A 25,589-nucleotide genomic window follows, 5' to 3' on the forward strand; every position below is an offset into this window, starting at 1 on the left:
TTAGAAGTGTGTACTTCATCTGACTTATATTAAAAATTGTGACTATTTTTACTATTGTGGCTAAGATTTGTCACGGCAGTCAAAGTAAAAAATACTTATTATCAATCAATAATTTTGTTGTACTATTACACAAATTATAAATCCTCAAACGCTCTTTGTACTGACTCAGAAGCTTTTTCAAGATTTATACGGGCATAAATTTGCGTGACCTTTATATCACTGTGGCCTAGCGTTTTACTGATGATATTAATATCAGTGCCTTTTAAAGCTTGCCATGTTGCGAAGGTTCTTCTTAAGTCATGTTTCCTTAGTCTTCTATTTTTATCTACAGAATAGAGGCCTGCTGCTGTTATTATTTCTTTCCATAATGTGTCTCCACCCATCATATAGCCACTTTTAGATGATTTGCTTGGGAAAACAAAATCGCTTGTTTTGCTCAATTCTAGTTTTCTTTTAGTAAGAATTGTTAAAGCTTGATCACACAAGGGTAGGTGGTATGTTTTTGAGGATTTGGTTTTAATTGCAGGAACTATCCAACAAGCTAATTCAAAATTAACTTCTTCCCACCGCATAGATCTCACATTACTTATTCTGGCTCCGGTAAAAAGGGCGAGTTTAAAAATATCGGTATATGAATGGTGTTCATGAGTATCCATTGTAGCCAAGAGCAGTCTGGCTTCTTCTAATGTTAGAAAGCGCTCTCGTGAGATCTCCTCTTCTTTCTTTAGGCTTTGCGCGGGGTTATGCTCCAGTGGAAAATCTTCTTCATAATCTAGGCAGTAATTAAACATTGCCTTAATTACGCTGACGCACTTGTTGTGAATTGTTGCGCCTTTTTCATTTAGCAGCTTTTTAAAGTATTTTGCGAGCCATTTTCTATTTAATTGCGCGACCTTCATTTTAGCTAAATCACTAGCTAGGTGCTTAACATAAGCCGTTTCTAAGGTATGACGACTTTTCCCATGACGACGTTTATATTTTAAGTGGTTGTCATAATATGCATTAAATGCATCATTTACGGAAAAACGATTATCAGAGTTATTTACTTCGGAAGTTAGGTTAGGCTCAATTTGCCATTTTTCCTTATGAACTGAGTTGAGGTACTCAACTGCTCTTAATCGCGCATCATCAAGTTGGAGGTACTTAGCAGAGCCAAGCTTTATCATTTTTGACTTGTTCTGTACTTTAAAACGAACATAATAGGTTTTAGTGCCTTTGCTAGTGACTGTTAACTTTAGGTTAGGCACCTTTGTGTCAGAGTAAGTTTTAGTTCTAGATTCTGAGGCAAGGTTTTGCACTCTTTTTTCTGTGAATGAGAAAGTTGTATGTTGCATCTTTACACCATTTTTTACATTAGATTAAGGTGTAAAAAAAAGTGTAAAACTGAACAAAATTAACTGCTTAAACCGTCCCAAACCCGCATAAATAGGCGTAAATCCACACCTGTAGGGGCTACCAAATCTCACTTTTTGAATATCACCCCCAATAATTTCACCATAAATGTAATTATTAATGACCAAAGTAATACTGAAAATTTTTAAAGTCTATCAAAGCAGACTTTAATAGAGGTATTGTAATTATTTACATATAAAGTCTACTGTATTGGACTTTATTTTGACTTTTAAGTCTTATAACTGTAAAAGTCCTTTTAAGTAGACTTTATTTGATTTTATGGTGTAGGTTGAAATTAAAGTCTGATAGATTAGACTTTAATAGAAGCATTGTTCAAATTGAGATTGTGATGGCAAAGAAAGTTAAAGCGAGTAAATCTCCAGATTTAAGTAGGGCGTTCACACCTTCTTTGCTTGGTGACGTTATTAAAGCGAAGAGAACACAAAGCAATATCACGCAAACTGACGCTGCATTACTTTCGGGTATATCAAAGCAGACATACATAAATATTGAACAAGGTAGTGCTGATGTAAAAGTAGCCTCGTTAATGAAAGTTGTCTCGGCATTAGGCGTAAAGATATCAATTGAGCCATGGCAAAGTGATAGCACAGCTAACTCACCGCTGGAGGATGAGAATGACGTCTGGGTCTGATAGATATACGCTCGATATAATTTATAGCCAAAAGCTGGTTGGTAAATTACATCTTTCTAGAGAAAGCGATAATTTATCATTGAGTTATCAACAAGAGTGGGTGGATGAGGGCTTTCCAATATCTCCTCATTTACCTTTTGGACATGACATACCTTCTGTCAATATCAGACGTTTTTTACAAAACTTACTACCCGAAAATAAGGGTCTAGATTATTTAATAGATTACTTAGGGGTATCACGGACGAATGTATTTGCTCAGATCGGTGGAATTGGTAAAGATACCTCTGGGGCTATGATGTTTTTACCTGAAGGTGCTTTAAACGATAAAGTAAAAAGTAACTTTATCGCTATTAGTGATGCTGAACTGATCAAAAAGTTATCTGATCCTCAATTTTGGCATTTGGAAGTCTGGGACGGCAAACCAAGATTGTCAGTAGCAGGTGTTCAATCAAAATTAAATGTATTGTCAGTTGATGGCAAGTTAGGTTTTGGTGAAGGAGACCTTTGTTCTACCCATATTATTAAGTTTGAAAAGAATAATCAGCAACATCTTGTTATAAATGAATTTGTAACAATGAAACTTGCAAAACTGGCTGGGCTAAGTGTTGCAGATGTTGAACTTAAATATTTTGATCACCACCCTGCATTACTTGTAGAAAGATTCGATAGAAAATTGTTTAGCCCTGAAAATGTAAAGCGCAGGCATATGATTGATGCATGCCAAGCTTGTAATTTAGGGGTTGATAAAAAGTACGAAAGAAATTTAGGTAAGCAGCGAGATGTTCGTCACATTCGTGATGGTGCAAGCTTTGAAAAATTGTTTGCGCTATCTAAACTTTGCGAAAACCCTATAGCGGCAAAAATTGAAATTTTAAAGTGGGCGTTATTTAATCTTTGCATCTACAATTCAGATGCACATGGCAAAAACTTTAGCTTTTTTGTGCAAAAATCAGGTCTAACCCCTGCGCCATTTTATGATTTAGTAAACGTTAAAATGTATCCAGAGTTTGAACAGGATCTAGCTATGAGTATAGGAGATGAGTTTGACCCAGATGCAATTAATGCCTATCAGTTAGTTGACTTTGCAGATGAAAATGGAATTTCAAAAAAGTTACTACAAAGCCATCTAACTAAAATAGCGACAAGTATTAAAAATAATTTACAACAGGCAATATCGTTTGTTGATAGCCCTTCAAAATCACAAGTGTCATATTTAAAGCATTACTTTGATATAGTTAATGCACGTTGTGAGCACTTTCTTGAACAGGCAACTGTAATCCCTGATATCGAACTATAGTTTATAGCTTAGAAATTAACGTTTGATTGTTAATTTCTAAATTGCAGGGTTATTGCTCGTTTTTAAACTAAATTAACCCGTTACTTTTTCAAGCTCACCTGTGCGCCATGGTTCAATGATGATTTTGATATGGTCATTTGGTTTAAATAGGGTGTCAAACGCACCTTGTACGCCGTCTATGCCGACTTTACCAGTACGCATTTTTTGCCATGCGATCTTGCCTGACGCGATGTTCTCAAGTGATTGTGCAAACTCTTCTGGCTGATAGTAATAAGAGAAAATAAGGTCTAACTCTTTCACTGTGGCATAGGCAAAGTTAACGTTTAGTGGCGCGGTATGTACACCTGTTACAACGATTTTTGCTTTTGCTGGCGCACGTAAAATGTAGTCGTTTAATAAGCGGCTTACACCAGCACATTCAAAAATAACCACTTTATTATTGTCTGCAAGGGCTGCTGCTTTGGCTACTTCATCATCTAGGGTCGGGTTGACATATTCAGTCGCACCAAACTCAAGAGCGACGTGTTTTTTACTCTCTTGTGGGTCTGAGGCAATAATATGTTTAACACCTTGCAATCTAAGTGCTGCAATTGCGGCAAGGCCAATTGGGCCACAACCAACCACGATTGCTATGTCGTCATTACTCATTAGTGCGCGGTTTACCGCATGCAAGCCAACAGCAAGGGGTTCTGTAATGGCTGCAGCTTCTGATGGTACTGCATCAGGAATAGGTAATAACAAAGCTTCATCAACGATAAAGTATTCAGAATAGGCACCATACAGCCCTGGGGTTACACCCACGCCAGCACCGCCGGCAGAGAGTAAGATTGGCACTGAGGTTACACGGGTGCCTTTAGCAAGTTCGCCTTTGGTATTTGGGCCGTAGCTGACGATTTCTGCCGCATACTCGTGACCTAGTAATACTTCTTGGTCATCACCTGCATCGTTTGCCATGATGCCCAAGTTTTTATAGATATCAAATACATCACTCGTGTGGCGGGTGATATGAATATCTGAACCGCAAATACCGCAAGCAAGGCTTTTTACGAGTACTTGTCCTGGTCCTGGTGTTGGAATATCAATTTGTTTTACATGCAGTTTACCATTTTGCATGGCAACAGAGTTCATTTGGGTCATTTGTGTGTCCTCGATCAATCACGAAGAAGTTTCTTCGTTTCGATCTCTAGACTAAAGTAAAGTGACTGGTGATATCTTGACTTTTTACGCCAAAAATACAACAAATTGCGACAATGCTGTTTATAAATTCTTCATTTATGATTTTTTAAAACAAAAAGATCATGAGTATTTATTGGTTTCTTGGTGCGAATTTAAAACGAGTAAGCCTTTAATTGTCGATAGAATTGAAGTTAAAACCCTAAACTAACCATCAGGGTTTTAACTTTGACATTTTTAAGGCTTAGCCGAAATAGGCAGTATTGAGGTATAAATGAGTAAATACACCAGCAAAGTAACCCAGTAAAATGACAGGCGACCATTTTAAGTGGCTATTAAATGTGTAAATCCCTCGTGCTTGGCCCATTAGTGCAACACCCGCAGCTGAACCAATCGATAGTAAACTACCGCCAATCCCAGCTGTTAGGGTGATCAATAGCCATTGACCATGAGACATCTCTGGCATCATTTGAAGAACAGCAAACATCACAGGAATGTTATCTACTACCGCTGACATCAAGCCTAATATAATATTTGCGCCAGTTGCTGACCAATTCGTATAAAGTAAATCAGAAAGCAGTGCTAAATAGCCTATAAACCCTAAACCACCGACGCAAATAACAATACCGTAGAAGAACAATAATGTATCCCACTCAGCGCGTGATACCCGGCTAAATACATCAAAAGGAACAACGTTACCTAGGCGAGACAAGCGCTCTTTATCTCCTTCACGCTCTGCCATCGCGCGTTTTCTGGCAAGCGAGCCGGGCAGGGTGACTCGTAAAAAGTAACCAAAAAATTGTAAGTAACCTAAACCCATCATCATGCCTACAACAGGAGGTAAGCCAAAGGCTGTTTTTAGTACTACGGCAGTTAAAATTGTTAATAAAAACAGGCATAAGATTCGTAGTGCACCGCGTTTTAATTCAATATCTTCGTCGACAGTATCAGGGTGTTTATTATTGATGAATAAAGACATTACCGCCGCTGGAATGATATAGCTTACAAGTGCAGGTAAAAACAATACAAAAAACTCTGTAAATTCAACAACGTCAGCTTGCCAAACCATTAGCGTGGTAATGTCTCCAAACGGGCTGAATGCACCGCCGGCATTGGCTGCTATCACAATATTAATGCATGACATGGCGATAAAGCGGTTATCATTTGCGGCAACTTTCATTACAACTGCACACAATAGTAGCGCTGTTGTGAGGTTATCGGCGATGGGAGAAATACAAAAAGCCAGTACGCCACTGATCCAAAATAATTGTTTATAACTAAAGCCTCTGGCAACCAGCCAACAACGTAGGCCATCAAACAGTCTGCGCTCTTCTAAGGCATTAATATAGGTCATGGCGACCAATAGAAATAGCATCAGTTCAGAGAACTCAAGCAATGCATGGCGAAATGCATCTGTGCTCAAGTCTGACATATTGTAAGCACTGTATTGCCAAGCAATTAATGTCCAAATGATACCAGCAGCAACAAGAACGGGTTTTGACTTACGTAGATGGATTTTTTCTTCAAGGATAACCAGTACATAAGCGAAGATAAAAATGACAAGGCAGATAATACCAACAGGGTGGGTGAGTAGATCGATAGTACCGGTTGACGCAGCATGAGCTTGGCCAGCGAAACTTAGCAAGGACAGGATCAATCCTTGTAGTAGTTTTTTCATTGTATGTTCCAATTAATTCATTTTAATTTCGTTACGGGTTGTGTGCATGTAGCTGCAGACATTTTAGATTCATTCTTTTGGTTATGTAACAAATTGGTAACTAAGAAGTTAGTATTTTGAATATAAATATGGATGATGGCGAGAGCAGACCAGTTGCTTAATCTATAAATTAATCAATAAGTTGAGGGGATTTGAATTGAAAAGGGCTGCATAGTGCAGCCCTAACTTGAAAATTATGCAAAGTGTTTCTCTAAATCGTCAGAACCACCTATATGCTCGCCACCTATAAATACTTGTGGTACTGTTTCACGGCCTGAAATGGCTTTTAAACTCGTTAATGAAGCATGTTTACCTAAAATAATTTCTTCGTAAACATAACCTTTGCTGTCTAACAATGCCTTAGCTTTTGTGCAAAATGGGCAGTTAGGTTTAGTAATAATGCTCACTGGCTCAGGCTTTACTTGAGCTGGGTTAATATATTCAAGCATTGTATCAGCGTCAGATACCTCAAATGGGTCGCCTGGCTTTTGTGGCTCAATGAACATTTTTTCAATAACGCCATCTTTCACTAGCATCGAGTAGCGCCAGCTACGTTTGCCAAATCCTAAGTCGTTTTTGTCGACTAGCATACCCATGCCATCAGTAAATTCGCCGTTGCCATCTGGTAATAGGGTGATGTTTTGCGCTTCTTGATTTTGTGCCCAAGCATTCATTACAAAGGTATCATTTACTGATATACACACAATGTCATCAACACCATTTTGCTTAAACACACCTGCAAGTTCATTGTAACGTGGCAAGTGAGTTGATGAGCAAGTTGGTGTAAATGCGCCGGGTAATGCAAATAGCACAACCGTTTTACCTTTAAAAATTTCATCAGTAGTTACTGACTTCCATTGCTCGTCTACACGGGTTGCGAATGTAACGTTTGGTACTTTTTGACCTTCAATATTGTTTAGCATTGTTTTAATTCCTCTTGATTTGTTGAGTGCTATTATGTCGCCCATAGCTTAATAGTTCCAATCGTTTATTTTTATAGTTATGATAGTTAAAAACTATTGATGAGTTTGCGATGAATTTAAAAGATTTTGAATATGTAAAAGCGGTGGCGCAGTTTAAACACTTTCGTAAAGCCGCAGATGCTTGTTATGTCAGTCAGCCAACTCTCAGTGGACAAATTAAAAAGCTTGAACAAGAGCTTGGAGTGACAATATTTGATCGCTCTACTAAACAAGTCACTTTAACAGCGCAAGGAACGCGTTTACTTAGTCAAATCTCTCTTATCCTTGAACAAACCAAGGTGCTTAAAGAGTTAGCGGCAAGCTCTCACGATCCACTCAAGGGGAAGGTTAATGTTGGTATTATTCCTACCATCGCGCCTTATTTATTGCCGACCTTGTTAACTTCAATGAAGCAGGCCTTCAACGAAACACAATTTTCATTCATTGAAATGCAAACCGCACAAATACTGACAGCACTCGATGCCGGCGATATTGATATTGCGATTGTCGCTGATGTGCCAGATTTAGCGAGCTATCATATTTCGTCTTTGTATAAAGAAGATTTTTTAGTGGCAGTGTCTGAACAACACCCACTTGCAAGCCGAACAGAGGTGGCACTGCGTGAGTTAAACGAATGCGATATTTTAATGCTAAACGAGGGGCATTGCTTTAAAGAGCAAGCTGAACAGTTCTGTTTTTCGGCAGGAGTTGAAGTGTCTAATCAGTACAAAGGTAATAGCATCGAAACTTTACTTGCGCTGGTGGCGATGAATGACGGCATTACCTTTGTACCAAAACTAGCATGTACAGCACGTGCAGGAATAAATTACCTTACGATGAAACCAAACCAGCAACGTCATGTGGTTATTGCAACGCGTAAGCATTACCCACATATTGCTGGAGTAGAGTTGTTAGCGCAATGGCTAAGCCATCATGAAGGTTTAAAAGCTCATTTGCTCTTTTCCAGCTAGTTCAACAATATCGTTAATCTGAATATTTGGCAGTGGCTGTTGGTCAATGCTTATTGCAACCGCAGACTGCTGATAAAGCTGTGTAACTTTTAACTGGTTTAACGTGGTTATCTTATGGGGCAACTTGTTACCTTGCGCATCGGTTAAGTAATTATGATGTGCAATATTTAGTATTTGCCCTTGTTCAAGACCATGCGCTTTACCAAGATTAATGATTAGCCTATCGTTTTCAATATGTAGAATTTTACCTTGAGTAGGCAAGCAAGCCATAACTGCTTGCAAGTCATAGGTCAATGTTTGGTTTATGTCGGTAATGGCTTTGCCATAATCGGTTGCCCAAAATCGGTCGCTGTAAACATCGATAATTTCGGTTTTTTTGTATGGCCAAATCCCTTCTGTTTGGTAGCTTTTTTGCCAAAGTTTTTCGTATGTCGTGCCATCAAATAACACATAGTCAACTTTGTATGCGCGCTTAAAACTATCGTCTTGCCAAAAAGCATAGTCGTTATTGATTTTATGGTTGACCGATAAGTCGCGAATACGACTTAACAATACATATTGCGAATTGCTGCGGCTGGTGATCTCTTCAAGTAATGCATTACTGTAGTCATATTGCTGTGTAAAGAAATGATCGACTCTAAGCGGCAAATTATAATAAGCCGTGGGTTTAGCTGCCATTTGAGTGTTCTCTAAGCTGGTATACAGGTGCTCACTAATCGCTTTGTTTACGTCAAAAATTTGGCCCATACGAGCTTGTTCACGATTAGCCAACTGGCTTTGTGTAACTGCAATAAATTTAGTGTATTGATTTGCTGGGCACTCTTCAGCTTGTGGGAAAATATCTAAACGCAGGGTAATGGCATAGGTGTCGTTATGGCGGTTTTCGCTGATCAATTCAATTTTTTGTATTTCACCATGACTACTGATCTTTAGTTGATCTTGTGTCAAAACCCCGTCAACTAAGGTTTGTACAGAGGAAACTCGAGCGCCAGAGAATACTAAAGCTTGCGTTATCGCATCTTTTATTGCGGCTGATTTTGCTTGACTAGTATCACCATTTTTGACCGTAGCATGCCCTGTAGACTCAAACCATTGAGCTAAACTATTGTTTGAAAAAACAATTGCACTGACTAAACCAAGCCATTTTATATTTGCCATAATTTTAACTTTCATGCTGACACCTAGCATTGATACTCATAGATTACAGGTAAATGAGCAAGGACTGTACCAGATGTGGCATTAAACGTGCATATTTACGAGAAATGAGTTCTAAGCGGAAGCAAATTATGCGAGCACTTTTATTAAGCGGGCTAGTTGCCTGCACAGCATTAACAGGCTGCAGTAGTATTTTCGACAAGCATGTCGAGTATCGCTATGTAGAGCCTGATAATTATCCAGTACTAAAAGCAATAGGTTACGCGCCAATTAGCGCTCAACCAAGTAGCAATGAGTCGCAACGCACCTTACTTGCAATTAAAGCGTCAAAGCTTGAAGCTTACCGTGAACTTGCTGAGCAAGTGTATGGGCAAAAAATTTCCGCAGGCACAACAGTGCAAAATAGTATTGCTCAAAACGATCAATTACAAAGCCAGGTATTAGGTGTCATAAAAGGTGCGCAGGTTATAAAAACTTATGCAGTAGGCGATACCTACGCAACAGAATTACAACTTGATATGAAACGCGTACATGACCTTTATATTGGCGAAATAAAACCACGCGAAGTTAAAAAAGTAACCTATTACTAGGTTACAACATCAGAAATGTATAATCTGCTCTAAAAAATAAAGCGCGATAATTTGGTATTATCGCGCTTTATTTTTGTATTCAATTTAATATCAGTTGCTAGGCTTTTAGGTTATGTACAATTGTTTTGTCGCCTTGAACCACACTGCCGCCTTGGTCGTAGGTCATCGATGAAGGCGAACCGATTAAGATATCTTTAAGTTGTTTAACACTTAGTTGAGCTTGATGCGCAGCATGAGCGTTAACATCGTTTTTCTTTTTACATTCAGCAAGTAGGCTGTTCACTTGCTTAATAAGAGCAGTAACGTCGTCATCTTTAGAATCATTATTGACTGATAGTTTCTGCACTTCTTTGTCGATAGTTTGAATTTGTTGCAGCAAAGAGATTTTCTGTTGGGCAATACTTTTTAACCCTTCGCCACGTTTCGATGCGATTGCATTGAGTTCATCATCTAAAAGCGCAGCAATAGACTCCAAGCAAGAAACTTGTTGTGTTAGTTTACTGGCAATTAAATGATTATGATTAGCCATAGACATCAAACTCAAATGCGGCGATGTTCTTCGCTAGTTTTTCAGCATCAATTTGGTATTTACCTTCACTAATTGCTTTTTTTAATTCGGCAACTTTGTTACTGTCAAAACCAGACGATTGCTCAGCTTTTTCTTGCAAAGATTTAAGCTGCTTAGCTTGAGGTGTTAAGCTTACAGAATCTGCACTTGCTTTTGGCGCAGCTGATTTAGCTTCAGCAGCGTTAGCATTATCTTTTTGTAAATCAAGCTTTTTTTGCTTGGTATTTGTCAACACAGAGGTTTGTTGTTGACCATTATTGACATTGCTTACCATAATATTTGACCTATACATTACCCAACATATGCCTTTATATCGGCAGGCACAGCGGATACTTTAGCATAAATATAAAAAATTAAATATTTACCTGAACAGACTCGACACCATCCACACGTGCATTTAATACTTTACCTGATTTTTTGTTTTTTACACGCACTAATTCGTCTAACGTACCATCTTCAAGGGCAATGCCTGTCGTTTTAATTCTAAGGCCTCGTAGTGAAGCGTAAATAGTCACGTTGTCGCCTTTACAAACCATGCAAACCTGACTCATTACAATTGGTGTACCGTCACGCAAATTGCGCTTAATTCGACTGCCAATAAGTATAGACTCATCTTGCACATATTGCGTTCTAACAAACTGTTTTGGTTTCATTTCAAGGCGTAAATGTTCAGCCCTGATCACTTCACCACGACTTAAATGAGTTGTCACAACAACCACAGGCTCAAGCTCAATGATGCGCACGTGTACGTATTGGGTCCAACTATTTATATCTTCGCACTTAAGTTGTACAGTTACCTGCCGATTAAAAGGAGGTGTTGTTGGTACTTCTTTACTTAAAGGTGATTCGCACACTCTGTCGGGTATGCGGCTATCAAGCGGCAATGCACTCACTTGTGGTGTACTTTCTAGATCAGTAAGCTGCTCACTAACAAAATCGATAGCGATCTGTTGAAGCTGCTCGTTTTTATATACTTCTGCATGCACTTGTGTAATGGACAACAAGCTAGCAAGGAAATAAAAAACACTGTATCTTCGGCTTTTTTTTAACAAACTCATATTGTTTCGACTATGCTTATGGTTGAAAACAAGGTATAAATATTTTGCGTCAAAAAACAGACGCTTTGTAACCTTATGTAGCTTTAACACAAAGAAAGCAATTATTGTTCCGGCTCTGATTGTTTATCTTTAGGAGATTGAAATGGCAGGCATTTTAGACTCAGTGAACCAGCGCACGCAGTTGGTTGGGCAAAACCGCCTTGAATTACTATTATTCAAACTCAGAGGGCGACAACGCTTTGGTATCAATGTGTTTAAAGTGAGAGAGGTTTTGCAATGCCCACCACTCACAAACATGCCCAAATCTAATGCTTATATACGAGGCGTAGCTCACATTCGCGGTCAGACTATTTCAGTCATTGATTTATCAATGGCCGTTGGCGGTCCTGCTATCGAAAATATCAAAGACAGCTTTATTATCATTGCTGAATACAACCGCTCTGTGCAGGGGTTTTTAGTTGGCGGTGTTGAACGTATCGTTAATATGAATTGGGAAAAAATAATGCCTCCACCATCAGGTGCGGGTCGTTATTCTTACCTAACTGCGGTCACCGAAATCGAAAACGAGCTGGTTGAAATTCTAGACGTAGAAAAAATCTTGAATGAAATTTGCCCTGTAAATACAGAAGTAAGTGCAGAAGTAGTGGGTGATGGTGAAATCCAGCGAGACTTAGGTGAACGTATTGTCTTTATAGCAGACGACTCTGCTGTTGCGCGAAACCAAGTTAAGCGAGCGCTTGAGCCATTAGGTGTACAAACTGAGCTCGCTAAAAATGGTAAAGAGGCTTTATTACGGTTACGTGAGATTGCAAAACTCGATTGCCAAAACGATATTACTGAACGCGTAGGGTTATTAATTTCAGATGTTGAAATGCCTGAAATGGATGGTTATACCCTTACGGCAGAGATAAAAGCGGATCCAAAATTATCACCTTTGCATGTGATCTTACACACTTCTTTAAGCGGTGTATTTAACCAAGCAATGATCCAAAAAGTAGGTGCAGATGATTTTATTGCAAAATTTAACCCTGACGAATTAGCAACGGCTGTTAAAAAGTGGGTTCATTGTGATTAATTATTTATAGGTGGTATTACTTTGGAAAATAAGCACTTACAACAAAGCGAATACGATCAATTTCGCTCTTTTCTAGAGCAACAGTGTGGCATTGTGTTAGGCGACAATAAGCTTTACCTAGTGAAAAGTCGTCTTGCGCCATTAATGGTGCGCTTTAACGTTGAGTCTTTATCGCAATTAGTTAGTAAAACGCTCAGTCCACATGAAAGACAGCTTCGTGCTGCTGTTGTGGATGCGATGACGACGAATGAAACCTTATGGTTTCGTGATCAATACCCATTTGAATTGCTTAAAACAAAGCTGTTTCCTGAGTTGAAAGATGTGCGTAGGCCACTAAAAATCTGGTCAGCGGCAAGTTCATCAGGCCAAGAGCCGTATTCAATTGCTATGTCGGTTGCTGAGTTTCAGGCGAAAAACCCTGGCGTACTTAAAATGGGCGCGCAGATTATCGGCACTGATATATCTAATACCATGCTTGATATGTGTAAAAATGCTGAATATGACTCGTTGGCACTGGCCCGTGGTTTATCAATTGAAAGACGGCAAAAGTTTTTTAAAGACAGCGGCAATGGTATGGCGCAGGTGATTGATCCAATCAAAAAAATGGTGAGCTTTAGGCATTTGAATTTATTAGATTCTTACGCCTTAATGGGCAAGTTTGATATCATTTTTTGCCGCAATGTACTGATCTACTTCTCTCCAGAGGTAAAAGCAAAGATTATTTCTCAATTTGCTCAGGCCCTTAATCCAAAAGGGTATTTATTTTTAGGGGCATCTGAATCTATGGCTGGCTTAAGTGATAGCTTCGAGATGGTTCGTTGTAACCCAGGTATTATCTACCAGAAAAAGTAATCTCTTCTTAGCAACCTAGCTCTTAGGTTGCTAAATTATTTATTATTCAAAAGCTTACCGTGCTTTATCTATCTAGTTAATTTTGGCTTGCCTTTTGCATCTGCACTAGCAGAGTCAATTTTTTGGAGATGGTTATGGCTATCAGTTTTGATAAAGCATTTGGTGTGCACCCGCATGCAATGTTGATCCGTTCACAACGCGCTGAGTTATTAGCGACAAACATCGCTAATGCTGATACGCCGGGCTACAAAGCAAAAGATATCGATTTTGCGGCGGCTCTAAAAGCGGCAAAAAGCAACCAGCAAGGCGGCAATAACATGGTACGAACTGACGCAAAACACCTTGCCGGTGGCAGTCGGTTTGTTGGTAACGCAGAAATGTTTCGTACGCCAAATCAAGCAGATACAGGTGATGGTAACTCAGTTGATATACAAGTGGAACGAAACTTGTATGTACAGAACTCATTAGAGTATCAGGCAAGCCTGCAATTTATGAGTAGTAAAATTAAAGGCCTTAAAAAAGCCCTCGGTAGTCAAGGAGCTTAATCATGAGTTTATATAATGTTTTTGATATTTCAGGCACTGGTATGAGCGCGCAAAATGTGCGTCTTAATACAACAGCAAGTAATATCTCGAATGCGAATACGATTAGCTCTAGTCAAGACAAAACATACCGAGCGCGCCATCCTGTTTTTGCTGCGGAGTTGACTAAAGCGTCAGCAACACAAAGCAATCCTCAGGGCTCTTCTGTTGGCGTAAAAGTGTTGGGTATTGTTGAGAGCGATAAGCCTCTGCAAATAGAGTACAACCCTAATCACCCCAGTGCGGATGAAAACGGTTATATCTACAAACCTAACGTTAATGTCGTAGAAGAAATGGCTAATATGATTTCTGCCTCTCGCTCTTACCAAACAAATGTGCAAGTTGCTGATGCAGCTAAGCAAATGTTAAGTAAAACACTGTTGCTTGGGCAGCGGTAACCGAGGATAAGTTATGAGTAACGACATCAGCAGTGCGTCATCCACGTATTTAGATAATTTACGTTGGCAGGACAATCAAAACAAACCAGAAGAGAAAGATGACACTTTAACGCAAGAAGACTTCTTCTCGCTTTTAACACAACAGTTGTCGTTTCAAGACCCAAGCAAGCCGGCTGATAATGATCAAATGATTGCTCAGATGACCAACTTTACCATGGCTGAAGGGATCTCGAATTTAAACTCAAAATTTGATGCACTTACTGCGTCAATGACATCGAACTCGGCATTACAAGCTTCGACCTTAGTTGGTAAACAAGCACTATTAGAATCAAATACGATTGATTTTGATGGTAGTAACGTTGCTAAGGGATCGGCAATTGCAGAAACGCCTGTTGAAGATCTTACGCTTCGCATTACTGATGAGTCAGGTCAACTTGTACGTACCATCAGCATGGGCGCTCAATCGGCTGGCGCAGTTCGTTTTGAGTGGGATGGTAAAAATGACGATGGAGAGCTTTTGCCTCCAGGCGAATACGAAGTTAAAGCTGAAGGATTCCAAAATGGTGACTATAGCAGTCTACCTTTAGCGACTTTCAAAAATATTGAAAGCGTTAATATCAATGGATCTAGCGGCATTATTATTAATACTAAAGAAGGCGCGGTTAGGCTAACTGATGTTGCAGAAATCGCTTAATTACACAGATTAACTAGTTAGCCTAGTGCTACAGATTGACACTTTAGAGGTGACTTATGAGCTTCAATATTGCATTAACCGGCCTTGCTGCCGCGCAAAAAGACTTAGATGTAACAGCAAACAATATTGCTAACGTTAACACCACAGGCTTTAAAGAGTCTCGTGCTGAGTTTGCTGATGTGTACGCATCATCAGTATTTAGCTCAGGTAAAACTAAAAATGGTGACGGCGTAAGAACTACAATGGTGGCACAACAATTTCACCAAGGTTCATTATCTTTCACTAATAACTCTCTGGACTTAGCAATTACTGGTGAAGGCTACTTTGCCATGGCAAATGACCTAGGTGCACAAGATTTTACATATACTCGTGCTGGTGCGTTCAAACTTAATAAAGACAACTTTATTGTGGATGCTAGCGGAAACTACTTACAAGGTTTCCCTGTTGATGAAGCAACGGGTGATACAACTTCTGTTAGTTTAAGCACATCTTCTGCGCTACAAATTCCTGATGCATCAGGTTCTCCACGCGCTACGACCAATGTTTATTCGTCGTTTAACTTAGATTCGCGTGCATTAACGCCAGCAGTTACACCATTTGACCCTGAGACAAGTGCGTCGTATAACAGTTCAACATCAACAACAGTGTATGATTCTTTAGGTGAGCCACACATTTTACAGTTCTTCTTTGTTAAAACTGACGCAGCAGTGACTGGTAATGACAATGAATGGCAAGTGTTTGCAACACTTGATGAAAAGCCGTTTGCTGCTAATGGTACTGAGCAAACTACGTCGCCATATACGCCTATTTCAACTTTTCAGTTTGACTCAAGTGGTTTACCTCAAAGCACTGATGGAACTGCAAATACAGATGCTACGTTTAATCCATTAACAATACCTTCAGGCGGTATATCTGGTTTATTATCTAACGGTGCGAGTTTCCCTGATGATGTAAACATCAATTGGCGCGATGAAGCTGGTACAACGAATAAAATACCGACTCAATATGCAAGTAACTTTGAAGTGAAAGCGCTAGAGCAAGATGGTGCGACTGTAGGTCGTCTATCAGGTATTGATATTGGTACAGATGGTAAAATCGTTGCTTCTTACAGTAATGGTGATACTTCATTCTTAGGCCAAGTGGCAATGGTGCGCTTTTCTAACTCACAAGGTTTACAGCAAGTGGGTAACACGGCATGGAAGAAAAGCTTAACCTCTGGTGAGCCAATTGCCGGTGAACCAGGTTCAGGTACATTAGGTTCAATTAACTCATCAGCCCTTGAGCAGTCAAACGTTAACTTAACAAGTGAACTTGTTGATTTGATCAGTGCACAACGTAATTTCCAAGCAAATTCACGTGCATTAGAAGTTAACTCAACACTACAACAAAACATCCTACAGATCCGTTAATCTAAACGGCTCTGAGCTTAATCCGACACGAAGGCTGCTCCCTCAATTGGCAGCCTTTTTTCATTTTTACCATCCTATTTATGCGTCAATTTTACTTTGGCACTTTTATTGCATTTCTTTAGTTATCGTATTTTTAGTGAGTCAATGTTATGGACAAAATGGTCTACATTGCCATGTCTGGTGCCAAGCAAAGCTTGCGTGGTCTTGAGTTAAAGGCTAACAACCTTGCTAATGCTAACACCACTGGCTTTAAAGCTGATTTTGCACAAGCGCGTTCCATGCAGGCTTTTGGTGAAGGCTTGCCATCACGTGTGTTTGCGATGCAAGAGCGTCCTGGTTCAAATATGGAATCGGGTGGATTCGTTGAGACAGGCCGAGAGCTTGATATTGCCATGAGCGACCGTGGTTGGCTCAGTGTGCAAGATGCATCAGGTAACGAAGCTTATACCAAAACAGGCACACTAAACATCACACCTGACGGCGCATTGATCACCAGCCATGGCCGTCAAGTTATTGGCGAGGGCGGGCCTATTATCTTACCTTTGCCAATTGAGAAGGTTGAGTTTAGCGAAGATGGCGCGATCCAAGTGCGCCCGCAAGGTGCACCTGCCAACTTTTTAGAAGTGGTTGACCGCTTAAAAGTGATCGAAGCTGATAACACTCAGCTTGAAAAAGGTAATGACGGTTTATTTAGACCAAAAGAAGATATGTTGGTCAATGATCTTTGTGGGTTCTGTGATATTTCACCCAATGTAAAAGTACTGTCAGGTACGCTTGAAATGTCGAACGTTAATCCAGTCCATGAAATGGTCGACATGATCAGCAACCAACGCCAATTTGAATTACAAGTTAAATTGATGAAAACAGCCGAAGAGCTTGATGAGCGTCAAGATCAGCTGTTACGCATTGTTTAAGATGACTGAGAGGGTAGAGTTATGAATCCAGCATTGTGGATCAGTAAAACCGGGCTTGACGCCCAGCAAACCGATATTTCGGTGATCTCAAATAATCTCGCGAATGCCAGCACGGTCGGTTACAAAAAAAGCCGCGCCGTATTTGAAGATTTACTATATCAAAACATTAATCAACCAGGTGGTCGTTCGTCTCAAGATACTGAAATGCCATCAGGTCTAATGCTTGGTGCCGGTGCTAAGGTTGTAGCAAACCAAAAGAACTTTTCGCAAGGTAATATGTTAACGACCGAAAACTCACTGGACTGGATGATTTCAGGCCCAGGTTTTTTTGAAGTACAGTTACCTGACGGCAATATTGCTTACTCACGTAATGGTCAATTTACGACAGATGAAGACGGTCGTATCGTAACTTCAGGTGCGGGTTTCCCGTTGCAACCTGAAATGAATGTGCCAAATGATGCGCAATCAATTACGGTGTCACAAGATGGCGAAGTATCTGTTCGTGTAGCAGGTCAGGCAGAAAATGTGGTAATTGGTCAGCTCACTATAACAGACTTCATCAATCCATCGGGTCTTGAGCCAATGGGGCAAAACTTATACACAGAAACAGCTGTAAGTGGCGCACCAGTGCAAGGTAATCCGGGGATTGATGGTTTAGGTACTGTGGTACAAGGTTCGCTTGAAACGTCAAATGTAAATGTAACAGAAGAGCTGGTTAATCTGATTGAAACGCAACGAATTTATGAAATGAATTCAAAAGTGATTTCAGCAGTGGATGAAATGCTTAGTTACATCAATCAACAGTTATAAGTCGTAGGAGGCAGCATGCGTAATCTTATCTTAGTCACATCAGCAGCTTTTATGCTGGGTGGTTGTATAACAACGCAAAATCATCATGTGGTTCAGGATGACCCTTACTATGCGCCTATGTACCCAGAGCCTACAACAGAACAAATGGTGCCAACAGGGTCTTTGTTTGATAGCTATACATCAAACGATTTGTACTCTGATAAAAAGGCACTGCGTGCTGGCGATATCATCACTGTTAAATTGCAAGAGTCAACGCAAGCAACCAAAGCAGCAAAAACCGAAACCGATAAAGAAACAGATGCTAACTTAGACCCTGTAATTGGGTTAGGTGGAAATCCGGTTAACATTGGTGGTGACAGCATTCAATTTGGCATTGGTTCAGGGTCATCATTTAAAGGTGACTCAAAGTCGAATCAATCGAATAGTCTATTTGGTGATATCTCTGTCAATGTGATGCGCGTTTTACCTAATGGAAACTTAGTGATCCGTGGTGAAAAATGGCTCACGTTAAATACCGGTGAAGAGTTTATTCGTTTGGAAGGGTTAGTCCGTCCAGAAGATGTCTCAGCAAGTAATACAGTCACGTCAAACCGTATAGCGAATGCACGTATACAATATTCTGGTAAAGGGCAAATGCAAGAAACACAAAGTGCTGGCTGGCTTTCTCGATTCTTTAGCAGTTCGCTTTTCCCATTTTAGAGGAACAAAGTCATGAATGGGTTTAAATACATTATTGCTCTTTGCTTAATCAGCCTGCAGTTTTCTGCTCAAGCTGAGCGAGTTAAAGATGTGTCTATGGTTGAGGGTGTACGCTCTAACCAGTTGGTAGGCTATGGCCTTGTTGTTGGTTTGCCAGGCACAGGTGAGCAAAGCCGGTTCACACAACAAAGTTTTAAAGCCATGCTAAATGGCTTTGGTATCACTTTACCTGATAGCTTAAAACCCAAAATAAAGAATGTCGCAGCGGTGGCTGTGCACGCCGAGCTTCCAGCGTTTAGAAAGCCTGGGCAAACCATTGATGTTACGGTTTCGTCTATAGGTAGTGCGGGCAGTTTACGTGGCGGTACTTTATTACAAACCTTCTTAAAAGGGGTTGATGGCAATACTTATGCGATTGCACAAGGCAGCTTAGTTGTGGGCGGTCTAGGTGCTGAAGGTGCTGATGGTAGCCGAGTTATTATTAACACACCAACAGTAGGTCGTATTCCAAATGGTGCAATTGTAGAACGTGCTATTAAAAGCCCGTTTATGCAAGGCGATTACATTACTTTTAATTTAAATCGTCCAGATTTCACAACAGCAAAGCGCTTAGAGCAAACCATTAACGATTTAGTGGGCCCTGATAGTGCACAGGCAATCGATGCAGCCTCAGTACGCGTGTTAGCACCGCGAGATGCGTCTCAACGTGTTGCTTATTTGTCTACTCTTGAAAACTTAGAGTTTAAACCTGCAGACACAGCAGCGAAAATTATTGTTAACTCTCGTACCGGTACCATTGTGATTGGCAAAAACGTGAAGCTACAGCCTGCGGCTATTACGCATGGTGGATTAACGGTGACGATCGCTGAGCAGCAAAATGTATCGCAGCCAAATGTGTTAAGTGAGGGTGAAACCACAGTTACCAATCAAAGCATTATTGATGTGAATGAAGATGACTCACGTGCTTTTGTATTTAATCCAGGTGTTAATCTTGATGATCTCGTACGCGCAATCAATGAGGTTGGGGCTGCACCGGGTGACTTAATGGCAATACTTGAAGCTTTAAAAGAAGCGGGGGCGATAAACGGGCAACTGGTTATCATTTAAATTAAAACGCGCTCTAGGGCGCGTTTTTTGTTTTCATATCTTTTAGCACTTTTTATATCTTTCACTCTTCAAGCATTAGCTAAAACTATTGTTTTAAAGTTAGTCAAAACCAATATCACTTATTAGCTATTCATTTCTAAAGATTTTTATTGGCGCAATTTTTGCATTTTAATTTGCATTATTAACTATTGTGTCAAAAAGCTGATGGATACTAATCATCTCGACAAGCAAAACTTTTTTGATTTAGGTAATTTAGACTCACTACGTCAAAGTGCCCTGAAAAGTGATGCCTCTAGCGATGCGTCAAAAGAGGCGCTGAAAAAAGCGGCGGCACAATTCGAATCTATCTTTACGCAAATGCTGCTTAAAAGTATGCGTAAAGCCAATGAGGCATTCGAAGATAAAGATAGCCCATTTAATTCAAGTGGCGTGAAGTTCTTTGAAGAAATGCATGACCAACAGCTTTCAGTCGAGTTGTCGTCGAATGGCTCGCTAGGCTTAGCTGATTTAATCGTTCAGCAGTTATCACCAGACGGTAAACAGTTTACCCCAGGCTCAGTACTAAGAACGACGACTGAGTTTGATAGTGATAAACGAGCAAGAGGGCAAGATGATGCTAATGCTCAAACTAAATCGGTTACAGATACTGAGCTAAATGAGCAAGCTAATAATCGTTTTGACGATGCTGAATCGTTTATTAGTTCTATCTGGGAACATGCCAAAAATGCTGCACAAAAGATTGGCCTTAATCCGGCGGTTATGGTTGCTCAAGCCGCACTTGAAACGGGTTGGGGTAAACACATCATCAGCAAAGCGGATGGTACAAGCAGTAACAACTTATTTAATATTAAATCAGATCAGCGTTGGCAAGGTGATAAAGCAAGTAAGCTTACCCTTGAGTTTGAACAAGGCGTGCCTGTTAAAAAACAAGCAAGTTTCCGCGCATATCAATCAATTAAAGACAGTGTGAATGACTTCGTTGACTTCTTAAATGAAAACCCACGTTACGAAGAAGCACTAAAAAACACTGCAGAACCTGCTGCCTTTTTAGATTCGTTACAAAAAGCAGGCTATGCAACTGATCCAAATTATGCCGATAAAATAAAGCAGGTGCTGAAGCGTGTTGAGCTTCAAAGTGTCGCTGCTTCATTGGTACGTTAAGGAGTAAACCCCCATGTCATTTAGCTTATATGACATTGCTAATGCCGGTGTAAGAGCGAATTCTGAGCTTTTACAAACCACCAGTAAAAACATAGCGAATGTGAATACTGAAGGCTATGTGCGTGAACGCACTGAGTTCACAACCATGATCGACAACCAAGTGGGTCGTGGTGAAACGTATCGCTTGTTAAATGAGTTTGCCCAAAAGCAATTAAATCGTGATACCTCAAATAAGGCATTCTTTGATCAGTTTGTAACTGAAGCAAGCCGAGTAGATAGCCTGTTTTCAGAAGAATCAAACAGTTTATCGACCAGTATCAACTCGTTTTTTAACAACGTACAAGAAAGCTTAAATCAGCCTTCGTCAAGAGTCGCTCGTTCACTAGTAATGACTGACGCACAGAACTTGATTGATCAGATGGATAGGTTATCGAGCATTGTGGTTGATCAAAAAGCGGTTGTGAATGAACAATTAGAAATCTTCTCAGATGAGGCGAATAACCTTATCCAAAATATTAGTGATTTGAATACTAAAATTGCGGCGGTTCATGGTACTGATCGTGAGTCAGTCTCTAGTGGTTTATACAATGAGCGTGATAAAGCAATTCGTGATTTATCAGAGTTGATAGATATTGAAACACTTGATGGTAATAACGGCGAAAAACAAGTGTATTTAGGCTCAGGTCAAGCACTTGTTATGCAAAGCGGTACATTTAACCTGTTTTCATTTAGTGGTGACCCCGATCCAAACTTTAAAGAGTTAAAGCTCGACGTCAATGGTGGCAAAGCCGTGCCGCTTGAAGTTGATGTAAGTAAATTAAAAGGCAAAATTGGTGGGCTGCTTGCTTTTCGTGATGACATTTTAGTCCCTGCCCAGAATCAACTTGGTCAAATGGGCTTAGCGCTGGCAGATGCATTCAATCAGCAAAACCGCCTAGGTATGGACGCCAATGGTGAAATTGGTGGCGATATTTTTGCTATTCCAACCGTTGATGCATTTGCTTATCAAGCTAATACTGGTAATTCGAGTATGACGGCAACGGTTGAACCTGGACAAGGCAGTAATTTGCCGGCCAGTGATTTTATTGTGAAATACAGTGATACGAATGAAGTTGAAATTTACCCTGTTGATAATAAAGGTGAGACGATTAAGGATGCCAACGGCGATGATATTTTTACTACAGCTGTCGTTGACCCAGCCACAGGTAAGGTTAATTTAGTCGATAATAGCCCTGCAAATGATGGTTTAGATTTGTTTGGCTTAGAAATAACTCTCGATATGACTAACCCGCCAAGTGTTGATGATCAATTTATGGTCAAACTCAACTCTCAAGCATCAACAAGCTTAGAGCTTGCAACAAATCGTCCAGAAGATATCGCACTCGCTTCACCTATTCGTACTGCAAACGATATTAACAATACTGGCACTGCCAGTATTTCAGCAGGAACAGTGTTAGATGTTGGTGCCTTTTCAACCGATCCTATCAATTTACCAAATGGTGAGATAACCGTTCAAAAAACAGCCGAACCTAATGTATATACAGTTACTGATGGGGTTAATACTTCAAGCTTTACTGGCACACCACCATTAAATAATGTTCTTCAAGCTGCTGGCGGTGGATTTCAAGATTATGGTTTTGACTTTAACATTGAAGGAACGCCAGCACTTGGCGATACGTTCACTATTGAAGCGAACGAAGGAGGCTTTGATGATAACCGTAACGGACAGTTTTTAGCTGACATTCAAAATGATAATATTGTAAGACAAAACGTTTCAGGTAATTCAACGAATAATCATAAAACTCTAAATCAAGCGTACACAGGTTTAGTATCAGATATTGGTGTAGTTACTTCGCAGGCACAAACAAGTCAACAAGCATTCACCGCATTAGCAGAGCAGTCAGAGGCTTGGTATGAGTCACTATCAGGTGTAAACCTTGATGAAGAAGCGGCAAACTTACTGCGCTTTCAACAGTCGTATGCAGCATCAGCGCAAGTACTTGCCACTGCTCGTTCAATATTCGACACCTTACTTAATTCGGCGAGGTAATTATGCGTTTATCAAATAATTTAATGTATCAAAATAGCGTTAATAAAATTCTTGAAGGCCAGCAAGGTGTTGCTAATGCACAAGAGCGTGTAACAACGGGTAAAAAGTATTTATCGACCTCTGAAAGCCCGTCGGCTTATTCACAAGCGGCTTTATATACCAATAAAATCCAAACCAATGAGCAGTATACTAAAAATATTAATCAGTTGAATGGACGGCTAGAAACAGAAGAAAGCATCTTACAAAGTATCAACACCACCATTCAGGCAGCCCAAGAGCTGGCAATTAGAGCGGGTAGTGGTGCCATGAGTGATGATGATTTAAAATCTATTGCGGGTGAATTAAGCGAGCTGCAAAAAAGCCTAGTGAGCTTAATGAATAGTCAGTCAGAAGACGGTAAATATATATTTTCTGGCTATCAAGATACAACTCAAACCTATAGCTTTAACTCAAATACAGGTCAATACGATTATCAAGGCGACCAAGGCCAGCATTCAGTCACTATAGCACAAGGGGTGAATGTTAAATCGAGCGATAATGGCTTTAGTGCTTTTGAAAATGTAAATGCGCGTTTAAATGTTGTTGACAACGAAGGCACTGTGACGGGAAGTATTACTGCACAAAGTACTGTGTATGTAAAAAACCAAGCTGATTTTGATAAGTTCCACAAAGCAAATTTTGATTTAGATCCCACAGCGACTGCTGCAGATAACTCTTTTCAAGTTGAGCTTGTCGCCGGCGTTAACCCGGGTGATCCAGATACCTATGTTATTAATGATGGTTATGGTAATCCCATTACACCCGCTGTCACCGGTGAATTTACTGGGGAGCCTATTGAATATGCAGGCATGGAGTTTAAGCTAGAAGGCACAGCACCAGGGACATTCGAGTTCGAATTAGAGGCTCCACACAAAGAAAATGTACTCAATACTATGCAAAACTTAATCACCAGTTTAAATAGCAGTTTAGAAGGTGATGAGCTTCATGATGCACTGGCAGACGGCTTAGAGCAATTACAAAGCGCCAGCGAACAAGTGGTATTTACACAAGCAAGCCTAGGTGCTCGAATGAATTTGGTTGAAAGTGTCACAGATTCAAATAGCGCGATAGATATTAATAATAAATCGAGTAAATCAAATTTGGTTGAAGTTGATATGGCTGAAGCAATTAGTGACTTAACAAGACATGAAACCGCATTACAGGCTTCGCAAGCAACCTTTGGTCGTTTAGCAAATTTAACGCTTTTTGATTATTTATAATTAAATTCATACGGTAAAGGTTTGCCTTTCTATCAGGCCAGTGGCAAAAAATTGTCACTGGCCTTTTTATTTTTTACATTTACAAAGTGGGATATATAAAAACCCTTTAAAAACAGTGTTTTGGGTATTCCTTGATGAGCTGGCATATTTCCTGCTAGTAATTCTACACAAAGCGCGTGGTTCCTCACTAGTTCATTGGACCACAGCCTAATTAAAACTAGGAGATGGTAAAATGGCATTAACAGTCAATACTAATGTGTCGTCACTTAACGCACAGCGTAATTTAACTAAATCGAGCGATGGTCTTGCAACCTCAATGGAGCGTTTAGCATCAGGCATGCGTATTAATAGCGCAAAAGACGATGCAGCGGGCCTACAAATTTCTAACCGTTTAACCTCACAAATAAATGGTTTAGCGGTGGCACAGCGTAACGCGAATGATGGTATTTCTATGGCGCAAACCGCCGAAGGGGCGATGCAAGAGTCTACCAATATCTTACAGCGTATGCGTGAGCTTGCATTGCAATCGGCGAATGGTTCTAATTCATACGAAGACAGAACTGCTCTACAAAAAGAAGTAACAGCACTGCAAACTGAGTTAACACGAATTGCAGAAACAACGTCATTTGGTGGTCAGCAATTATTAGACGGCTCTTATGGCACAAAAGCTTTTCAAGTGGGTGCAAATGCTAATGAAATAATTAATGTTTCATTATCAAGTGTTGCAGCTGATGATATAGGCACAAAGCAAATTAATCTTCAGTCAGCTGACGGTTTTGGTCAGGCACTAACTGCATCAGGTGATACAGCTGGTGCAAACCCAATTGCAAATACTATGACTTACACTATTAAGGGCGCAAATGGTGAAGATGAAGTTGTTACAATGCAAGCTAACTCATCTGCAAAAACAGCAGCTACAGATATTAATGGTATTTCTAATAAAACGGGTGTGGAGGCACTTGCTAAAACCCAACTTCAGTTTGAATTAGGTGCGGGTTACACAGATACAGAGGACACTGTTACTTTTGACTTAAATGGAACATCG

Annotated in this window: 26 protein-coding genes; 18 read left to right on the forward strand and 8 right to left on the reverse strand. The window is 40.1% G+C overall.

What is annotated here, in order from left to right; genetic code table 11:
• Window positions 1-134: 134 nt before the first annotated feature.
• Complete coding sequence (locus tag L1267_RS08170) at window positions 135-1,334, reverse strand: tyrosine-type recombinase/integrase (RefSeq protein WP_235382551.1); 1,200 nt, start codon at window positions 1,332-1,334, stop codon at window positions 135-137.
• A gap of 347 nt (window positions 1,335-1,681) precedes the next feature.
• Here L1267_RS08170 and L1267_RS08175 point away from each other — a divergent pair, with 347 nt between their 5' ends.
• Together L1267_RS08175 and L1267_RS08180 are read left to right on the forward strand one after the other, a co-directional pair.
• A complete protein-coding gene (locus L1267_RS08175) occupies window positions 1,682-2,044 on the forward strand; it encodes a helix-turn-helix domain-containing protein (RefSeq protein ID WP_235382552.1) in 363 nt (120 codons plus the stop codon).
• A complete protein-coding gene (locus L1267_RS08180; RefSeq protein ID WP_235382553.1) occupies window positions 1,992-3,341 on the forward strand; it encodes a HipA domain-containing protein in 1,350 nt (449 codons plus the stop codon). Before L1267_RS08175 ends, L1267_RS08180 begins: the two co-directional genes overlap by 53 nt.
• Before the next feature lie 72 nt (window positions 3,342-3,413).
• Here the strand turns inward: L1267_RS08180 and L1267_RS08185 are convergent, their stop codons facing one another.
• From L1267_RS08185 to L1267_RS08195, 3 genes are all read right to left on the reverse strand, one after another.
• Complete coding sequence (locus L1267_RS08185; RefSeq protein ID WP_235382554.1) at window positions 3,414-4,478, reverse strand: zinc-binding dehydrogenase; 1,065 nt, start codon at window positions 4,476-4,478, stop codon at window positions 3,414-3,416.
• Between the two features lie 280 nt (window positions 4,479-4,758).
• A complete protein-coding gene (nhaD, locus tag L1267_RS08190) occupies window positions 4,759-6,192 on the reverse strand; it encodes a sodium:proton antiporter NhaD (protein ID WP_135923810.1) in 1,434 nt (477 codons plus the stop codon).
• Window positions 6,193-6,425: 233 nt separating this feature from the next.
• Window positions 6,426-7,154 (reverse strand): glutathione peroxidase, encoded by a 729-nt coding sequence (locus L1267_RS08195; RefSeq protein ID WP_138557383.1) that lies wholly within the window; start codon window positions 7,152-7,154, stop codon window positions 6,426-6,428.
• Window positions 7,155-7,264: 110 nt separating this feature from the next.
• Between L1267_RS08195 and L1267_RS08200 the strand changes: the two genes are divergently transcribed.
• Window positions 7,265-8,164: a LysR substrate-binding domain-containing protein gene (locus tag L1267_RS08200; protein WP_235382555.1), complete on the forward strand. Its 900-nt coding sequence runs from the start codon at window positions 7,265-7,267 to the stop codon at window positions 8,162-8,164.
• Here L1267_RS08200 and L1267_RS08205 read toward each other — a convergent pair.
• A complete protein-coding gene (locus L1267_RS08205) occupies window positions 8,135-9,337 on the reverse strand; it encodes a flagellar assembly protein FlgT (RefSeq protein ID WP_135923813.1) in 1,203 nt (400 codons plus the stop codon). The two genes, L1267_RS08200 and L1267_RS08205, sit on opposite strands and share 30 nt — an antisense overlap.
• A gap of 113 nt (window positions 9,338-9,450) precedes the next feature.
• On the opposite strand from L1267_RS08205, the gene L1267_RS08210 reads away from it, so the two are divergent.
• Window positions 9,451-9,909 (forward strand): LPP20 family lipoprotein, encoded by a 459-nt coding sequence (locus L1267_RS08210; protein WP_135923814.1) that lies wholly within the window; start codon window positions 9,451-9,453, stop codon window positions 9,907-9,909.
• A 97-nt stretch (window positions 9,910-10,006) separates the two neighbouring features.
• Here L1267_RS08210 and flgN read toward each other — a convergent pair whose 3' ends face one another.
• The 3 genes from flgN to flgA all read right to left on the reverse strand — a co-directional run bounded on the left by flgN (window position 10,007) and on the right by flgA (window position 11,535).
• Window positions 10,007-10,438: a flagellar protein FlgN gene (gene flgN / locus L1267_RS08215; protein ID WP_135923815.1), complete on the reverse strand. Its 432-nt coding sequence runs from the start codon at window positions 10,436-10,438 to the stop codon at window positions 10,007-10,009.
• Window positions 10,431-10,751: a flagellar biosynthesis anti-sigma factor FlgM gene (gene flgM / locus L1267_RS08220; protein WP_135926250.1), complete on the reverse strand. Its 321-nt coding sequence runs from the start codon at window positions 10,749-10,751 to the stop codon at window positions 10,431-10,433. The genes flgN and flgM overlap by 8 nt, the downstream gene beginning before the upstream one ends.
• 79 nt (window positions 10,752-10,830) lie before the next feature.
• Window positions 10,831-11,535, reverse strand: a complete 705-nt coding sequence (gene flgA / locus L1267_RS08225) for a flagellar basal body P-ring formation chaperone FlgA (RefSeq protein WP_135923816.1) — start codon at window positions 11,533-11,535, stop codon at window positions 10,831-10,833.
• 142 nt (window positions 11,536-11,677) lie between these two features.
• On the opposite strand from flgA, the gene L1267_RS08230 reads away from it, so the two are divergent.
• The 14 genes from L1267_RS08230 to L1267_RS08295 form a co-directional block, all read left to right on the forward strand.
• Window positions 11,678-12,610 (forward strand): chemotaxis protein, encoded by a 933-nt coding sequence (locus L1267_RS08230; RefSeq protein ID WP_135923817.1) that lies wholly within the window; start codon window positions 11,678-11,680, stop codon window positions 12,608-12,610.
• Between the two features lie 21 nt (window positions 12,611-12,631).
• Window positions 12,632-13,462: a CheR family methyltransferase gene (locus L1267_RS08235; protein WP_135923818.1), complete on the forward strand. Its 831-nt coding sequence runs from the start codon at window positions 12,632-12,634 to the stop codon at window positions 13,460-13,462.
• Between the two features lie 134 nt (window positions 13,463-13,596).
• On the forward strand, window positions 13,597-14,007 hold the full coding sequence (gene flgB, locus L1267_RS08240; protein WP_135923819.1) for a flagellar basal body rod protein FlgB: 411 nt from the start codon (window positions 13,597-13,599) through the stop codon (window positions 14,005-14,007).
• Window positions 14,008-14,009: 2 nt separating this feature from the next.
• Window positions 14,010-14,441 carry a flagellar basal body rod protein FlgC gene (gene flgC / locus L1267_RS08245; protein WP_135923820.1) on the forward strand — a complete coding sequence of 144 codons (432 nt, stop codon included), beginning with the start codon at window positions 14,010-14,012 and terminating at the stop codon, window positions 14,439-14,441.
• Window positions 14,442-14,454: 13 nt separating this feature from the next.
• Window positions 14,455-15,135: a flagellar hook assembly protein FlgD gene (locus L1267_RS08250; protein WP_135923821.1), complete on the forward strand. Its 681-nt coding sequence runs from the start codon at window positions 14,455-14,457 to the stop codon at window positions 15,133-15,135.
• A gap of 56 nt (window positions 15,136-15,191) precedes the next feature.
• Window positions 15,192-16,544, forward strand: a complete 1,353-nt coding sequence (gene flgE, locus L1267_RS08255) for a flagellar hook protein FlgE (protein WP_135923822.1) — start codon at window positions 15,192-15,194, stop codon at window positions 16,542-16,544.
• Between the two features lie 149 nt (window positions 16,545-16,693).
• Window positions 16,694-17,458, forward strand: coding sequence for a flagellar basal body rod protein FlgF (locus L1267_RS08260; protein WP_054553307.1), 765 nt, complete (start codon window positions 16,694-16,696; stop codon window positions 17,456-17,458).
• Window positions 17,459-17,479: 21 nt separating this feature from the next.
• A complete protein-coding gene (gene flgG / locus L1267_RS08265) occupies window positions 17,480-18,268 on the forward strand; it encodes a flagellar basal-body rod protein FlgG (RefSeq protein ID WP_135923823.1) in 789 nt (262 codons plus the stop codon).
• Window positions 18,269-18,283: 15 nt separating this feature from the next.
• The gene (gene flgH, locus L1267_RS08270; protein ID WP_135923824.1) at window positions 18,284-18,967 is read left to right on the forward strand and encodes a flagellar basal body L-ring protein FlgH; all 684 of its coding nucleotides are present in this window, start codon (window positions 18,284-18,286) and stop codon (window positions 18,965-18,967) included.
• Between the two features lie 12 nt (window positions 18,968-18,979).
• On the forward strand, window positions 18,980-20,074 hold the full coding sequence (locus tag L1267_RS08275; protein ID WP_235382556.1) for a flagellar basal body P-ring protein FlgI: 1,095 nt from the start codon (window positions 18,980-18,982) through the stop codon (window positions 20,072-20,074).
• Between the two features lie 204 nt (window positions 20,075-20,278).
• A complete protein-coding gene (gene flgJ / locus L1267_RS08280) occupies window positions 20,279-21,235 on the forward strand; it encodes a flagellar assembly peptidoglycan hydrolase FlgJ (protein ID WP_135923826.1) in 957 nt (318 codons plus the stop codon).
• 13 nt (window positions 21,236-21,248) lie between these two features.
• Window positions 21,249-23,285, forward strand: a complete 2,037-nt coding sequence (flgK, locus tag L1267_RS08285; RefSeq protein WP_235382557.1) for a flagellar hook-associated protein FlgK — start codon at window positions 21,249-21,251, stop codon at window positions 23,283-23,285.
• A 2-nt stretch (window positions 23,286-23,287) separates the two neighbouring features.
• A complete protein-coding gene (flgL, locus tag L1267_RS08290) occupies window positions 23,288-24,544 on the forward strand; it encodes a flagellar hook-associated protein FlgL (RefSeq protein ID WP_235382558.1) in 1,257 nt (418 codons plus the stop codon).
• A gap of 232 nt (window positions 24,545-24,776) precedes the next feature.
• The coding region (locus L1267_RS08295; RefSeq protein ID WP_442960556.1) for a flagellin N-terminal helical domain-containing protein at window positions 24,777-25,589 on the forward strand (813 nt) is incomplete at its 3' end.

The sequence above is a fragment of the Pseudoalteromonas sp. OFAV1 genome, from assembly GCF_021532595.1.
Lineage (GTDB): Bacteria > Pseudomonadota > Gammaproteobacteria > Enterobacterales > Alteromonadaceae > Pseudoalteromonas > Pseudoalteromonas lipolytica_C.

Excerpts from the sequence above, each read along its gene's own strand:
- L1267_RS08170 (WP_235382551.1), bottom strand. The coding sequence starts at position 1,334 with ATGCAACATACAACTTTCTCATTCACAGAAAAAAGAGTGCAAAACCTT.
- L1267_RS08185 (WP_235382554.1), bottom strand. The coding sequence starts at position 4,478 with ATGACCCAAATGAACTCTGTTGCCATGCAAAATGGTAAACTGCATGTA.
- nhaD (WP_135923810.1), bottom strand. The coding sequence starts at position 6,192 with ATGAAAAAACTACTACAAGGATTGATCCTGTCCTTGCTAAGTTTCGCT.
- L1267_RS08195 (WP_138557383.1), bottom strand. The coding sequence starts at position 7,154 with ATGCTAAACAATATTGAAGGTCAAAAAGTACCAAACGTTACATTCGCA.
- L1267_RS08200 (WP_235382555.1), top strand. The coding sequence starts at position 7,265 with ATGAATTTAAAAGATTTTGAATATGTAAAAGCGGTGGCGCAGTTTAAA.
- L1267_RS08205 (WP_135923813.1), bottom strand. The coding sequence starts at position 9,337 with ATGAAAGTTAAAATTATGGCAAATATAAAATGGCTTGGTTTAGTCAGT.
- L1267_RS08210 (WP_135923814.1), top strand. The coding sequence starts at position 9,451 with ATGCGAGCACTTTTATTAAGCGGGCTAGTTGCCTGCACAGCATTAACA.
- flgN (WP_135923815.1), bottom strand. The coding sequence starts at position 10,438 with ATGGCTAATCATAATCATTTAATTGCCAGTAAACTAACACAACAAGTT.
- flgM (WP_135926250.1), bottom strand. The coding sequence starts at position 10,751 with ATGGTAAGCAATGTCAATAATGGTCAACAACAAACCTCTGTGTTGACA.
- flgA (WP_135923816.1), bottom strand. The coding sequence starts at position 11,535 with ATGAGTTTGTTAAAAAAAAGCCGAAGATACAGTGTTTTTTATTTCCTT.
- L1267_RS08230 (WP_135923817.1), top strand. The coding sequence starts at position 11,678 with ATGGCAGGCATTTTAGACTCAGTGAACCAGCGCACGCAGTTGGTTGGG.
- flgB (WP_135923819.1), top strand. The coding sequence starts at position 13,597 with ATGGCTATCAGTTTTGATAAAGCATTTGGTGTGCACCCGCATGCAATG.
- flgC (WP_135923820.1), top strand. The coding sequence starts at position 14,010 with ATGAGTTTATATAATGTTTTTGATATTTCAGGCACTGGTATGAGCGCG.
- L1267_RS08250 (WP_135923821.1), top strand. The coding sequence starts at position 14,455 with ATGAGTAACGACATCAGCAGTGCGTCATCCACGTATTTAGATAATTTA.
- flgE (WP_135923822.1), top strand. The coding sequence starts at position 15,192 with ATGAGCTTCAATATTGCATTAACCGGCCTTGCTGCCGCGCAAAAAGAC.
- L1267_RS08260 (WP_054553307.1), top strand. The coding sequence starts at position 16,694 with ATGGACAAAATGGTCTACATTGCCATGTCTGGTGCCAAGCAAAGCTTG.
- flgG (WP_135923823.1), top strand. The coding sequence starts at position 17,480 with ATGAATCCAGCATTGTGGATCAGTAAAACCGGGCTTGACGCCCAGCAA.
- flgH (WP_135923824.1), top strand. The coding sequence starts at position 18,284 with ATGCGTAATCTTATCTTAGTCACATCAGCAGCTTTTATGCTGGGTGGT.
- L1267_RS08275 (WP_235382556.1), top strand. The coding sequence starts at position 18,980 with ATGAATGGGTTTAAATACATTATTGCTCTTTGCTTAATCAGCCTGCAG.
- flgJ (WP_135923826.1), top strand. The coding sequence starts at position 20,279 with ATGGATACTAATCATCTCGACAAGCAAAACTTTTTTGATTTAGGTAAT.
- flgK (WP_235382557.1), top strand. The coding sequence starts at position 21,249 with ATGTCATTTAGCTTATATGACATTGCTAATGCCGGTGTAAGAGCGAAT.
- flgL (WP_235382558.1), top strand. The coding sequence starts at position 23,288 with ATGCGTTTATCAAATAATTTAATGTATCAAAATAGCGTTAATAAAATT.